This is a genomic window from Streptomyces sp. HUAS 31, assembly GCF_028198125.1.
GTDB lineage: Bacteria > Actinomycetota > Actinomycetes > Streptomycetales > Streptomycetaceae > Streptomyces > Streptomyces chartreusis.
Map to the genome: position 1 here is coordinate 8557215 of NZ_CP116353.1, position 13817 is coordinate 8571031.

Here is a 13817-nt window from a genome sequence, read left to right on the forward strand (position 1 = left end):
TACGTGACCAGACGCCCCCACACCCCGTCCCGCCGCACCCTGCTCCGCGCGATGACCGCCCTGCCCGCCTCGGCGCTCCTCCTGGGCGAGGTCCCCGGCCTGCTCGGCACGGCACTCGCGGCCGCGCCGCCGAGCGGCTCGGCGACCCGGTACACCATCGTGCCGTTCCTGAACAGCGACGACGGGACCGTGAACGTCTACCAGTCGGACGACGCGACCGACTTCCGCCTGGCCCGCGCCTCCGCCTACACACCGCCGAGCAACCGCATCCGCGACGCGAGCCTCTTCAAGCACACCAACGGCTACTACTACATCACCTATACGACCCACACCTGGCAGGACACCAGCACCACCATCGGCTTCGCGCGCAGCGCCGACCTGGTCAACTGGACGTTCCTGTACGACTACACAGTCCCGATCGCGGGCCTCTCCCGGGCCTGGGCGCCGGAGTGGTTCGTCGACAGCGACGGCAGCGTGAACGTGATCGTGTCCTGCTCCACCACCGACGACGAGTGGATCTTCACGCCGTACCTGCTGCGAGCCACCAACTCCGCGCTGAGCACCTGGAGTTCACCGGTCGCGCTGTCCGGCATCGGGAAGAACCACATCGACACGTTCCTCGTGAAAACCGGCTCCACCTACCACGCCTTCACCAAGAACGAGACGACGAAGTACATCGAGTACGCGACGGCCACTTCCCTGACCGGCCCCTACGCGATCTCCAGGACCGGCGACTGGGCGGGCTGGGGCAGCTACCGTGAGGGCCCCGCCCTCATCCAGCTCGACAACGGCGGCTGGCGGATCTTCTTCGACGGCTACGGCGACGGCACCTACTACTACAGCGACAGCCACGACACCTTCGCCACGTGGTCCGCCCCGGCCGCCCTGCCCGCCGTCTCCGGAACGGCCCGCCACTTCACGGTCGTCAAGGAGACCGTCTCCGGCGGTCCGACCCTGGCGAAGAACGTCACCCGCTCATTCCGGTCCGGCAACTACACCACCCGCTACTGGCAGACCCAGTCCTCCCTGCTCAACCTCCCCGTGGTGAGCGGCTCCAGCACCACGGCCGAGAAGCAGGCGTCGACCTTCACCGTCGTGGCCGGCCTCGCCGACGCGAACGGCCACTCCTTCCGCGACTCGTCCGGGAAGTACCTGCGCCACTACGACTTCCGCGCCCGCTTCGACACCGACGACGGCACGTCGACGTTCGCCAAGGACGCCACGTTCATCGCGCGCACGGGCACGACGACCGGCTCGATCCGCTGGGAGTCGTACAACTACCCCGGCCACTACCTGCGGCACTACAACTACCAACTACGGGTGGAGCGGGCGGACGGCACGGATCTGTTCCGGCAGGACAGTTCGTTCGTGCCGGTGACCTCCTGGGCGTGACCCGCACCGAACCGGGAGCGTCGGCGTTCCGGTCATGCAGGAGTGGGGTGGCCCTCGTTGCGTGCGGCTTCGGGGGTGAGTCCGGTCCAGCGGCGGAAGGCCCGGTAGAAGGAGTTGGTGTCGTCGTAGGCGAGGAGATAGGCGACCTGGGAGGTGGGCAGGGACCGGTCCGCGAGATAGCGGCGTGCCAGCTTTTCCCTGGTGTCGCTGAGGACGGCCTGGTAGTTGGTGTCCTCTGCCTGAAGCTGCCGCTGGAGAGTGCGGGGGCTGAGCATGAGCTGGCCGGCGATGGCGTTGATCGAGCTCTCGCCGGCGGGCAGGCGCTCGTGGAGTGCGGCACGCACCCGGTCGGTAGTGGTGGCGGAGGCTTCGAGTTCGGACAGGCGGCGGCGCAGTTCCGGTGCGAAGAACTTCCACATGGACTCGTCCTCGGTGAGAAACGGCAGCGAGGCGTCCTCGGCGGAGAAGGTGAGGGCGTCGGTCCCGCCCTCGCGGATCCGGGTGCCGAAGTAGGAGGCCGCCTCGGGTGTGGGCTGCGGAGGCCGGCGCATGGTGACGCGGGTCGGGTGCACCTCGCGCCGTGTGCCCATGCGTGCCAGCGCCGCCCAGAACGCGAGTTCGGCGGAGACCAGCAGCGGTGGCGGCGTCGGCCCCTCCGGCCAGTGGAACGCGATCGTCAGCCCGGTGCGGTCGTCCGTGATGTCGAGGTTCACCGGGCCGATGAGCGGCTTGAACGCGGCGATGCGCTCGGCCGCGGTGCGCAGGTCCGCGCTGCACAGTGCCGCGAAGATCGGCGGGTTGAACACCTCGACGGACAGGGCCCGCCCGATCCGCACCGCCAGGTCGGGATCCGCGGCCTCGGCGTCCAGCGCCTCCCAGAACCGGTAGTACTCCTCGGTCGTCATCGTGACCGCGCCATGGGCGAAGAGGCCGGCCGGGAGCTGCGCCCGCCGCAGTACGCGGGCGACGGAGATGCCGAGGTCGTGCAGGAGCGCACGGGCACCCGGGTCGAGGGTGAACTCCTTTGATGCCATCACTTCAGACTAGTTCCCCGCACGGGGCGGCGGGGATGCCGTATGCGCCATTCGACACGCAGAAGACGCCACCCCCCGATGGCGTGAACGGCAAGAAGGCAGGCGTCTTTCGCTAGTTCCCTGGCGGGATTCCCCACCTAGCGTGGAAGCCACGGCGCCACCGCTGCGGTGGACACGGTACCGACGGGACCCACCCCGTCCGACGATGAGGAATCCCATGACCACCACCAAGACCGCCCTCGTGACCGGAGCCTCCTCCGGCATCGGCGAGGCGACCGCCCTCAAACTGATCAGCCTCGGCTACACCGTCTACGGAGCGGCCCGCCGCACCGACCGGCTGCAGAAGCTCGCCGAACGCGGCCTGCGCCCGCTGGCGATGGACGTCACCGACGACGACTCCATGCGCAACGGCGTCGACCGCGTGGTCTCCGAGACCGGCCGCATCGACGTCCTCGTCAACAACGCCGGATACGGCTCGTACGGCGCCCTGGAGGACGTCTCGCAGGAAGAGGCCCGCCGCCAGTTCGACGTCAACGTCTTCGGCGCCGTCCGCCTGACCCAGATCGTCCTGCCCCACATGCGGGCCCGACGCGGCGGGACGGTCGTCAACATCACCTCCATGGGCGGGAAGATCTACACCCCGCTGGGCGGCTGGTACCACGGCACCAAGTTCGCACTCGAAGCCCTCAGCGACTGCCTGCGCATGGAGGTCAAGCCCTTCGGCATCGATGTCGTCGTCATCGAACCCGGCGGCATCCGCACCGAGTGGAGCGGCATCGCCGCCGACAACCTGGAGAAGTCCTCCGCCGCGGGCGCCTACACCGGCCAGGCCAAGGCCGTCGCCGCCTCGCTGCGTTCCGAGACCATGGCCAGGCGCATGTCCCCGCCCACCGTCATCGCCGACGCCATCGGCAAGGCCGTCACGGCGCGCCGGCCCAGGACCCGCTACGCCACCGGCTTCAGCGCACGTCCTCTCATCGGCCTGCGGCGCTTCCTGCCCGACCGTGCCTTCGACGCCCTGATCTCCCGGTCGATGGGCCTTCCCCGCTGAACCCCGCGCTACTTGACCGCGGCGCTACCACACGCAGATGTCGGGCTGTCGTGTCAACGGTCCTTCGATCGTTAATTCTCGGAGAACTCTTCTACAACCTTCTGTCGCATGCGTCTGTCTGGCTAACGCAGGGATGTTCAGGGGTTGATGAAGAGGAGCTCAGAACGTGACCGTGCGTTCCTTTGCCCGGCGGATGAGACCGCGAGTCGAGCGGAGAGCCGCCGAACAGGTCTGGCAACTGCGCACCATGCGGCGGCGCCGCAGGGCCGCGATCACGGACCCGGTGCTCCGCCCCGTGGCGGTACGCGGCCAGCAGCTCTACGGCCGGGTCGTGACCCGGTTCAGCGCCGCCGAGGCCGCCGCCGCCAACCTCGGCCTGGTCGTCGCCGCCCTGGAGCAGGCAGGCGTCCCGTACTTCCTGGTACCGGCCTCGCGCATCCGCCACACCGTCGGCGTGAACACCGTCGACCGGGAGCGCCTGCTCGCCACCCTGGAGGAACAGAACGCCGGCAGGGCGGTGTTCATCGGCAGACCGCTGCCCGGCGGCAAGCTCAAGAACCCCGCCCTGTTCATGGACGGCGTACTGCCGACCCCGCTGCGCACGGCACCCGTACTGCGGATCGGTGAGAACCACCTGGGCCCCTCGGGCCAGTTGCTCGCCGGGCCGGAACTCGCCTGCGACGTCGAGTTCTGGGACGACGGGGCACACCTCCTCGCCTCCGACGACGGGCCCCGCCGACTGGCCAAGGTGCAGCCGCAGGCGTCCGAGGACGTCTTCGCCGAGTCCCTCGTCGCGCCGCGGAACAACGGCATCACGGACGTACTGCCGGCGGCCGAGCAGCAGCCGGTCGCGGTACGGGTCGGCGAGCGGGAGCTGCCGAGCTTCGCCCCGCTCACCCTGCCCACCGTGAACGACGTGACCTTCCCCGTCGACATCGTCTACACCTGGGTGGACGGTGAGGAACCGCGGATGCGGGCCAAGCGGGCCCGCTACCAGGAGAACGGCATCGCCGAGATCCTGGACAAAGAGACCAACGCCTCGCGCTACACCAGCCACGACGAGCTGAAGTACTCGCTGCGTTCGCTCGCCATGTACGCCGACTTCGTCCGGCACATCTACCTCGTGACCGACGGCCAGAAGCCGCACTGGCTCGACGACACCGCCCCGGGAATCACCGTCGTCGACCACCGGGACATCTTTCCCGACGGCGTCCTGCCGGTGTTCAACTCGCACGCCATCGAGACCCGGCTGCACCACATCCCGGGCCTGTCGGAGCACTATCTGTACTTCAACGACGACGTGTTCGTCGGCCGCCGGGTCACCGCGGAGCACTTCTTCCACGGCAGCGGCCTGATGAAGGTCCCGGTGTCCCCGCTCAAGATAGGCGTCGGCAAGCCGCACGCCGAGGAGACGGCCACCAACTCCGCGAACAAGAACGTCCGTCGGCTGCTGCTGGAGAAGTTCGGGCGGATGACGACGAACAACTTCATGCACACCCCGCTGCCGCAGCAGCGAGAGACGCTTCAGACCCTGGAAGAGCTCTTCCGCGAGGACATCGCCCGCACCACGGCGTCCCGCTTCCGCTCCCCGCAGGACCTGGCCATGACGGCTCCGCTGCTCTACCAGTACGCACTGATGACCGGCCACGGCGTAACGGGGAAGTACAGCTTCCGGTACGTGAACATCAGCCGCCCGGACGCCGAAGGACGCCTGGCGGACCTGCGCCGCAACCGCCGTTTCGACTTCTTCTGCCTCAACGACGTCGATGTGCCGCCCGAGGAACGGGAGCGGGTCGGTGTCCGGATGAACGAGTTCCTCGAGGACTACTTCCCCTTCGCGAGTCCGTTCGAGAAGCAGAAGTGACGGGGGCTGGGGGGCATGGACATGGGGGGCATGGACATCCGGCACCGCGCTGCCGCGCTCGGGGGCGTGCGGGCAGTGCGGAACACTCTGGTACGCCTGGGGCTCTGGCTGTCGGCCCGGCTGTGGGCGCTGCGCGCGGCCCGGCCCCGACGGCGCCTGCGGGCCGCCGACCCGGGACTGCGCCGGGTCACCTTCGGACCGATGCGGCTGTACGGCCGTACCGTCGCCGGTTACACCGCCGCGGACGCCGTTGAAGCCGATCTCGACCGGGTGTGCGCCCTGCTGGAGGAGCTCGGCGTCCCGTACTTCCTCGTCCCCGCCGACCTCGGGCAGGGCGGGCCGCGGCAGATCGTCGGCGTCGCGGAGACGTACCGCGGCATGGTCCTGACGCAGGCCGCCCGGCGCTTCGCCGGCACCGTCGGGTATGTCGCCGCCGTCGGCCCCGACGGAGCGGTGACGAACGCGGCACTGTGGGCGGACCGGAAGCTGCCGCGAGCGCTGAAGCGGGCCGCGGTGCTCCGCACCGGAGTGGTGCGCCTCGGCCCGGGGAAGCAGGTGCTCACCGGCCTCGAAACGGGGTGCGACATCGAGTTCTGGCGGCACGGCCGGGACTTCGGCACCGCCTCGGGGGACCCGTCCTGGCTCACCGTGCCCGGCAGCCGGCTGCCGGACACCTACGGCACGGCGCTCGTCGCACCGCGCCGCAACCCCGTGTCGGAGGTGCTGCCGGTGGCGGCGCAGCAGCCGGCAGCGGTGGCGTCCCACGGCCGCAGCGTGCCGACGTTCGCCCCGTTCGCCGAGCCGGGCATCGACGAGGTGCGCTTCCCCGTCGACGCCGTGTACACCTGGGTCGACGGGGACGACCCCGCGATGGCCGCGAAGCGGCGCGCCCACCAGGCGCTCTCCGACAACGTCATCGCCCCGCGCGAGACCGGCGCCTCCCGCTACACCGACCACGACGAACTGAGGTACGCGCTGCGCTCGTTGGAGATGTACGCCGGGTTCGTGCGGCACGTTTACCTCGTGACCGACTCCCAGCTCCCCGCCTGGCTGGACCCGGACGCGGCGGGCCTGACGGTGGTCGATCACCGGGAGATCCTCCCGGCCGACGCGCTCCCCGTGTTCAACTCGCATGCCATAGAGAGCAGGCTGCACCACATCCGTGGCCTGTCGGACCACTACCTCTACTTCAACGACGACGTCTTCATCAACCGCCCGGTTCGGGCCGAGCACTTCTTCCACGGCAACGGCATCGCCCGGATCCCGCTGTCACCGCTGAAGCTCGGTGTGGGCGCCCCGCATCCGCTGGAGCCGGCCCCGAACTCCGCGGGCAAGAACGCCCGTGAGGTGATCAGACGCTTCCACGGCACGAACATCACCCACAAGTCGCTGCACACCCCGCATCCCCAACTGCTGTCGGTCATGCGGGAGATGGAGAGCCTCGGCATCGAGGAGCTCGAGCGGACCTCCTACTCGCGCTTCCGCTCCACCTCGGACGTCGCTCCGGCGTCCACGCTCCACCATCACTGGGCGATCATGAGCGGCCGTGCCGTCCCCGCCGACTACCGGTTCCGCTACGTCCAACTCGGCACACCGGACATGCGGCGCCGCCTGGCCCGCCTCGCGGCCGGCGAGGACATCGACTTCTTCTGCCTCAACGACGTGGACACCGACCCGGCCGCGCGATCGGCGGCGCAGGCCGTCATCCACGACTTCCTGGAACGGAAGTACCCGTTCCCCAGCCGATTCGAAGGGACGGCACCCGTGATCACCCCGCGCCCGGTCACACCGAGCGGTGAAGTGGCTCAGGAACGCCTGGCGCGGTAGAGGCCCCGGCCGGCCCGACGTCACGGGCCGACCGTGTGATTCCAGGTGCGGAGTTTGTCGGGGTTGAGGGTGACCCAGACCTGCACGACGTGCGGTCCTACGACGTCGAGGCCGATGACCGCGGCGACCTGACGTCCGTAGCGCACCACCAGCCCGGTCCGGCCGTTGACCGCATGGGTTGCCAGCGTGGTCCGCGGATGCCGCGCCAGCAGCGTCAGCAGGCTCCGCGCCACCGGCAACCTTCCCTCCACCGGCCCGATCAGCGCCCGGACCTTCCCGCCACCGTCGAAGAACGCCGCCGTGTCCGCCGCGAGCAACGACGCCAGCACCTCCTCGTCCTCACGCGCACACGCCTCACGCACCGCCCGTACCACCGTGTCGTGCTCTTCCACCGTCGTCGGCCGCCCCCGCCGTGCCCGCAGACTCCGGCGCGCCCGGTCCGCCGGGGACGACGAGTCCACCAGCACCCCACCGACCGCGTCCGCGCCCGCCCCGCACTGCCCCGGCGACGCCAGCCGGGACAGGCACGCGCCGCCCACCACCCGGCACAACCACGACCGCGGCTCCAAGATCCGGGTCCGCTCCGCCTCCGGCAGCCCGAACCACCGCCGGTACGCCTCGTCGATCACACGCTCGGCCTCGCGCCCGCTGCCCAGCATCCAGAACGCCACATCCAGCAGATGCCGCCGCTCGTCCACCAGCTCCACCAGCGACACCGCATCGTCCGCACCCGCCACAGCCCGACCTCCCTCGCGCGCAGCTCCCCAGGACGACCACCGCATCGTTCTCGTGATGCGTCCGCTCGTCAGGTGTGACCGGACAGGCCCGCGCCCTGTGACAGGGCCCGCCTGTCACGAAATCGGCGGCCATCCGGTCACAGCGGTGACGGACCGTGCCGCGCCTCTTGCGGCACCGGCAGTCGATCGCCGAGGAGGTCTTCCGTGGAATGGCGTGAAAGGGCGAGCTGCCAGGCCGAGGACCCAGATCTGTTCTTCCCCGTCGGGCACAGCGCCAGCGGTCCGACGCTGATCCAGACGGACGAGGCGAAAGCCGTGTGCCGACGCTGCCCGGTGCGTGAGCAGTGCCTCGCCTGGGCCCTAGACGCGGGGCCGATGGACGGCATCTGGGGCGGCACCACGGAACAGGAACGCCAGGCCATGACCCGGCGCCCGGTACCCGCTTCCCCGGGACGCGTCTCACCCTGACCCTGCCGCGAGGTGCGGTCGGTCGTCCGTGGCGAGATGTTGGAGTAGGCCGCTTTACGGGCCGCCGACCCACCGAGCCAGGGAGCCGGTCGTGGAGACGCATCTGGTCGAAGCCGGGCCGGGCCGCAAGGGGGCGGTCGGGACGGCCGCCCCGGCGATGGTCGTACCTGACGACGCCACATCGGTTTTCATGCAGGCCAGACCCGGTCTCTTCAAGATCGCCCACCGGATTGTCGGTGACACCAACGAGGCGGAGGACGTCATCCAGGAAGCCTGGCTGCGCTGGCAGCGGGCCGACCGCACCGTCGTCCGCAACCCTTCGGCGCTGCTCAGGACGACTACCGCCCGCCTCGCGATCAACCTCGTCCAGTCCGCCTGGAAGCGCCGGGAGTCCTGTGCCAGTCCCTGGCTCCCGGAGTCCACGGACCTCGACGCCACACCCGAAGCGGTGGCGGAACGGCACGACGTCGCCGAGGGAGCGGTCCGCCTGCTGATGCAGACGCTGACACCCAGGCAGCGTGCGGTGTACGTCCTGCGGGAGGGTTTCGACTACCCGTACGGCCGGATCGCCGAGCTCCTGGGCATCGGCGTCGACAACACCAGGCAGCAGGCGTCGAGGGCCCAGGAGCGGCTCGCCGCGGACCGTCCCCGGCAGCCCGTGGACTCCGTCGCGCACCGCCGGCTCGTCCAGGCGTTCCTCGCCGCGGCCCGGTACGGCGACCTCGCGCCTCTGGAAGCGGTCCTCTCGACGGACGCGCACGCATGACCGACCGGTCATGAAGGCGAGTCCAGAGTGGGAACGGCAAATGACGGGGAATGGCCCCTGCGCGTCGGCAGGAGCCACTTTCCGGCGGTGTTCTACCGCTGCCGTGCCATCCAGTCGGACAGCTTGGTCTCCGCGATGTGCGCGTCCGGACCCGGCAGGAGCGTCGTCTCCTGGAGCTGGGCACCGGAGTAGGGGGCCTTCGGGTCCGTGACGACCGTGCGGGGGTCGTTCGCGTCGGCGAGCGTCTTTCGGATCAGCTCGTCGAGCTGGAACACCTCGGGGCCCGCGATCTCCACCACGCCGTTGACGGGCGCGCCGACCGCGGTGCGGCCGACGGCCGCGGCCACGTCGTCGGAGTAGATCGGCTGGAACTTGGCCGACGACAGGTGCACGGTGTCACCGTCGGTCGAGATGTCCGCGATCCCCTTGACGAACTCGAAGAACTGGGTGGCGTGGACGATGGAGTAGGGCAAGCCGGACGCCTTGATCAGCTCTTCCTGCGCCTGCTTGGCGCGGAAGTACCCGCTCTCCTGGAGCCGGTCGGTGCCGACCACGGACAGCGCCACGTGGTGCGTCACACCGGCCTCGGCCTCCGCCCGGAGGAGGTTGGCCGTGGAGGTCCGGAAGAAGGTCAGGACGGCCTCGTCCTCCCACGACGGGGAGTTGGACACGTCGACCACGACCGACGCGCCCTTCAGCACCTCCGCGAGACCCTCTCCCGTGAGGGTGTTGACGCCGGTGTTGGGCGCGGCCGCGACCGCCTCGTGCCCGTGCTCGTTCAGCTTGCCGACCAGCTTCGAGCCGATGAGCCCGGTTCCACCGATCACTACGACCTTCATGACGGATTCCTCTCGGAGAAAATTCGTTCTGCACCAGAAGAGACAGGGCAGGGGTTCTGCCTGTGACAGGCCCCGGGCGGAAATCCGGAAGATTTTCCGCCCGGCGCCATCGGCTCATTCGACAAGCTTTCCTTCGGTCGAGACTTCCTGCATCAGCGCGGAAATCTCGTCCGGAACATCCGGGATGCTCTCGCGGGTCACACCGGTCGCCGGGGACCACACGAGATTGATCCGCAGAGCCGGATCCTGCTCCGGGTGATCGCTGCGGTTGTGGCAGCCACGCGTCTCGCGACGTTCCAGCGCCGATTCGAGCGTGGCCCGCGCGGCCATGGCCGCCGACTTCAGATCGAAGGCGTGCGCGAGGTCCTGATAGCCGGCGATGTCCGGGTGCACGCCGACGTCCGCCATCCGCTTCTCGATCGCCGAGAGCTCCGCGAGGCCCGCCCGCAGGCCCTCCTCGTCGCGTACGACACCGGCGTGCTCCGTCATGGTGTTGCGGATGGCGCGCTGCAGCGCGCGCACGTTCTCAGGACCGTCCGCGGCGAGCAGATCGTCGACCTCCGCACGGGCCTCGGCGACGGCCTCCGCCGAACGCCGCTGCGCGGTCAGGGACTGCGAGTAGGCGGCCGCCGCCTGCCCCGTGATCCGGCCGAAGACCAGCAGCTCGATGAGGCTGTTCCCGCCGAGCCGGTTCGCTCCGTGCAGCCCGCTCGACGCCTCACCGATGGCGTACAGCCCCGTAACGTCCGTGCTGTGGTCCTCGGGACGCACCCACACCCCGCCCATCGAGTAGTGCGCGGTCGGCGCGATCTCGATGGGCTCGCGGGTGATGTCCAGCATCTGCAGGTCGAGCAGAGTCTGGTAGACGCGGGGGAGCCGCGTCATGATCGTCTGCCGGGGCAGATGGGAGACGTCGAGCCACACCGCGCCGTTGGGCGTGCCCCGCCCTTCCTTGATCTCCGTGTACGAGGCCAGGGCCACCCGGTCGCGGGTGGACAGCTCCATCCGGTCGGGGTCGTAGCGGGCCATGAACCGCTCCCCGAGGGCGTTGCGCAGGATCCCGCCCTCGCCGCGGGCGGCCTCGCTGACCAGGGTCCCGGCCGCGTTCTCCGGCTCGATGATCCCGGAGGGGTGGAACTGCACCAGCTCGGCGTCGCGCAGCCGCGCGCCCGCCTCCACGGCCAGCCGGAAGGAGTCGCCGGTGTTCTCGTCGCGCCGTGAGGAGGTGCGCCGCCAGATCCGCGTGTGGCCACCCGCGGCGAGGATCACCGCGTCCGCGTGGATCAGGTAGCGCCGCCCGCTCGCGAGGTCGAAGCCGTAGGCACCGAAGACGGCGCCGTCGTGCACCAGCAGCCGGGTGATGTAGACACCGTCGAGGACGGGGATGTCGAGCTGCTGGGCTCGCCTGATGAGCGTGCGCTGGATCTCCAGACCGGTGTAGTCGCCGGCGAACGCGGTCCGCCGGAACCTGTGCGCGCCGAAGAACCGCTGGGAGATACGGCCGTCCTCCTCACGGGCGAAGGCCATGCCGTACCGCTCCAGGTCGTCGATGCCGCGGGCGGCCCCCTGGGTGACGATCTCGACGGTGCGGGGATCGGCGAGCAGATAGCTCTCCTTGATCGTGTCCGCCGCGTGCTGCTGCCAGCTGTCCTCGGGATCCATCGTGGCCAGGGCCGCGTTGATGCCGCCGGCGGCCAACGCCGTGTGGGCGTCCTCCTTGGGGCGCTTGCCGACCGCGAGGACGTCGACACCGGCCTCGGCCAGTTCGATCGCCGCGCGCAGGCCCGCACCGCCGGTGCCGATCACCAGCACCATGGTGGAAAGACGTTGTTCGGTGATAGCCACGGTCTTCTCCGATCGGGGGATGTCACCAGTTACGACCGGACCGGCGGCTCATCTGTGACAGTGTCCCGGCGCCCGGGCACCCCTTCCGCGTGTGTTCGTCGTCACCTGTCGTGTCCGGACAGGACGCCGTCCAGGGGGACGTCGGGATCGGCGAGGAGCTTGTCGTCGACGTCCGCGCCGGAGGTGATGAGCGTGCGGATCGGGTCGACGACGTCCCACACGTTGACGTTCATCCCGGCCAGCACGCGACGGCCCGCCATCCAGAACGCGATGAACCGGCGCTCGGACGGCTCGCCACGGAAGACGACACGGTCGTAGCCACCCGGCTCCACATAGCCCGTGTACTCCATGCCGAGGTCGTACTGATCGGTGAAGAAGTACGGCAGCCGGTCGTACACGGCGTCCTTGCCGAGCATGCTCAGCGCGGCGACTTCCGGCTGGTGCAGGGCGTTGGCCCAGTGCTCGACCCGCAGGTGACGGCCCAGCAGCGGGTGGCGGGCGTTGGCGACGTCACCGGCGGCGAGGATGCCGTCCACCGAGGTCCGCAGGTGCTCGTCGGTCACGATGCCGTTGCTCACCTCCAGGCCCGCGTCCTCGGCGAGCCCCACGTTCGGGGTGATGCCGATGCCGACGACCACGGCGTCCGCGGGCAGGTGCCGCCCGTCGGCGAGCCGCACCCCGCTCACCCTGCCGTCGGTCCCGGTGAGCGACTCCACCCCCGCGTTCGGCAGGAGCTCGACGCCGTGGTCGGCGTGCAGCGCGGCGAAGACCTCGGCCGCCTCACGCCCCAGCACCTTCAGCAGCGGCAGCTCCGAGTGTTCGAGGACGGTCACGTCGGCGCCGGCCGTCCGGGCGGCCGCCGCGGTCTCGAGGCCGATCCATCCGCCGCCGATCACGACGATGTTCCGGCCCGCCCGGAAGGCGGACTTGAGCCGTTCGCTGTCCTCCACCCGGCGCAGGTACAGGACGTTGTCGAGGTCGGCCCCCGGGACGGCCAGCCGCCGCGGCGACGATCCGGTCGCCAGCAGGAGCTGGTCGTAGGAGAGCAGACGGCCGTCCTCCAGGGCCACCTGCCGGGCGCTCGGCTCGATGGCGCTCGCGCGGGTGCCGAGCAGCAGCTCGACGTCGTTGTCCGGGTACCAGTCGTCGGGATGCACGAAGATCGAATCGCGTTCCTCCGTGCCCAGCAGATAGCCCTTCGACAGCGGCGGCCGCACATACGGCTTCTCACGCTCGTCACCGACGATGACGATCCGGCCGCTGTGGCCGTGCTCCCGCAGCTTCTCCGCGGCCTTGCCCGCGGCAAGGCCGCCGCCGACGATCACAAAGGTGTTCACGGGGATTCCTCGTCTCAGATGTCGCACGCGGCGAGTCGGGTGTGTCCGGCGGGTCACCTCGTCAGACCGCGCAGCTCCCCGATCCGTGACACAGAGATCTCCTACGCCAGAGTGATCGTCGTCGGCGTTCCCCGCCAGGCCATCCGTGCGTACGGGCACAGTGAGTCGGCCTTCGCCAGGAGTGGGGCGGCGATCTCCGGGTCGATGTCCGGCCAGCCGACCAGCAGGTCGATGTGCAGCAGGTAGCCGCCGTCGCCGGGGTCGCGGCCGAAGGCCACGGTGGCCTCGACGGTGATCGGGGCCGGGTCGAGTTCCTCCTGGCGTGCCACCAGGCTCAGGACGCCGTGGAAGCAGGCGGCGAACCCGGCCGCGAACAGCTGCTCGGGGTTCGTGCCCCGGCCGTCGCCGCCCAGTTCGGCGGGCATGCGCAGCTCGATGTCGAGGACCCCGTCGGACGAGCGCGCCCTGCCGGAGGCCCGTCCGTGACTCGACGGGCCGCCGTTCACCGTCACGGTGGTGGTGTAGATGGGGGCGAAGGACTCACCGGCGTAGTCCTTGTCGGTGGACAGGCCGGGCAACTCGAACGGCTCGCTCATCGGGCGCCTCCCGCCCGGCAGCGGGGCGGGACCCCCGCACCGGTCACTCCACATGCCATCT

General features: G+C 70.1%; 12 protein-coding genes. 6 read left to right on the plus strand and 6 right to left on the minus strand.

The features are described 5' to 3' along the window. The first annotated feature begins 3 nt into the window (after positions 1 to 3). Positions 4 to 1392 (plus strand): glycoside hydrolase family 43 protein, encoded by a 1389-nt coding sequence (locus tag PGH47_RS37910; protein ID WP_271667197.1) that lies wholly within the window; start codon positions 4 to 6, stop codon positions 1390 to 1392. Between the two features lie 32 nt (positions 1393 to 1424). Here the strand turns inward: PGH47_RS37910 and PGH47_RS37915 are convergent, their stop codons facing one another. After that, positions 1425 to 2426, minus strand: coding sequence for an AraC family transcriptional regulator (locus tag PGH47_RS37915; protein ID WP_271667198.1), 1002 nt, complete (start codon positions 2424 to 2426; stop codon positions 1425 to 1427). Positions 2427 to 2643: 217 nt separating this feature from the next. Between PGH47_RS37915 and PGH47_RS37920 the strand changes: the two genes are divergently transcribed. From PGH47_RS37920 to PGH47_RS37930, 3 genes are all read left to right on the plus strand, one after another. Next, entirely contained in the window at positions 2644 to 3477 is an 834-nt protein-coding gene (locus PGH47_RS37920; protein WP_271667199.1) for an oxidoreductase, read from the plus strand. Between the two features lie 193 nt (positions 3478 to 3670). Beyond that, positions 3671 to 5341, plus strand: coding sequence for a stealth family protein (locus PGH47_RS37925; protein ID WP_271667200.1), 1671 nt, complete (start codon positions 3671 to 3673; stop codon positions 5339 to 5341). Positions 5342 to 5371: 30 nt separating this feature from the next. Then, the gene (locus PGH47_RS37930; protein ID WP_271667201.1) at positions 5372 to 7168 is read left to right on the plus strand and encodes a stealth family protein; all 1797 of its coding nucleotides are present in this window, start codon (positions 5372 to 5374) and stop codon (positions 7166 to 7168) included. A 20-nt stretch (positions 7169 to 7188) separates the two neighbouring features. Here the strand turns inward: PGH47_RS37930 and PGH47_RS37935 are convergent, their stop codons facing one another. Beyond that, positions 7189 to 7905: a sigma factor gene (locus PGH47_RS37935; RefSeq protein WP_271667202.1), complete on the minus strand. Its 717-nt coding sequence runs from the start codon at positions 7903 to 7905 to the stop codon at positions 7189 to 7191. 204 nt (positions 7906 to 8109) lie between these two features. Between PGH47_RS37935 and PGH47_RS37940 the strand changes: the two genes are divergently transcribed. After that, a complete protein-coding gene (locus tag PGH47_RS37940; RefSeq protein ID WP_271667203.1) occupies positions 8110 to 8373 on the plus strand; it encodes a WhiB family transcriptional regulator in 264 nt (87 codons plus the stop codon). 91 nt (positions 8374 to 8464) lie between these two features. After that, a complete protein-coding gene (locus PGH47_RS37945) occupies positions 8465 to 9139 on the plus strand; it encodes a sigma-70 family RNA polymerase sigma factor (protein WP_271667204.1) in 675 nt (224 codons plus the stop codon). Positions 9140 to 9231: 92 nt separating this feature from the next. Here PGH47_RS37945 and PGH47_RS37950 read toward each other — a convergent pair whose 3' ends face one another. The 4 genes from PGH47_RS37950 to PGH47_RS37965 form a co-directional block, all read right to left on the minus strand. Next, the gene (locus tag PGH47_RS37950; RefSeq protein WP_271667205.1) at positions 9232 to 9978 is read right to left on the minus strand and encodes an SDR family oxidoreductase; all 747 of its coding nucleotides are present in this window, start codon (positions 9976 to 9978) and stop codon (positions 9232 to 9234) included. 114 nt (positions 9979 to 10092) lie between these two features. Then, complete coding sequence (locus PGH47_RS37955) at positions 10093 to 11793, minus strand: FAD-dependent oxidoreductase (protein WP_271668248.1); 1701 nt, start codon at positions 11791 to 11793, stop codon at positions 10093 to 10095. A 131-nt stretch (positions 11794 to 11924) separates the two neighbouring features. Next, a complete protein-coding gene (locus PGH47_RS37960) occupies positions 11925 to 13166 on the minus strand; it encodes an NAD(P)/FAD-dependent oxidoreductase (protein ID WP_271668249.1) in 1242 nt (413 codons plus the stop codon). 95 nt (positions 13167 to 13261) lie between these two features. Continuing rightward, entirely contained in the window at positions 13262 to 13756 is a 495-nt protein-coding gene (locus PGH47_RS37965; RefSeq protein ID WP_271667206.1) for an Ohr family peroxiredoxin, read from the minus strand. Positions 13757 to 13817 lie beyond the last annotated feature (61 nt).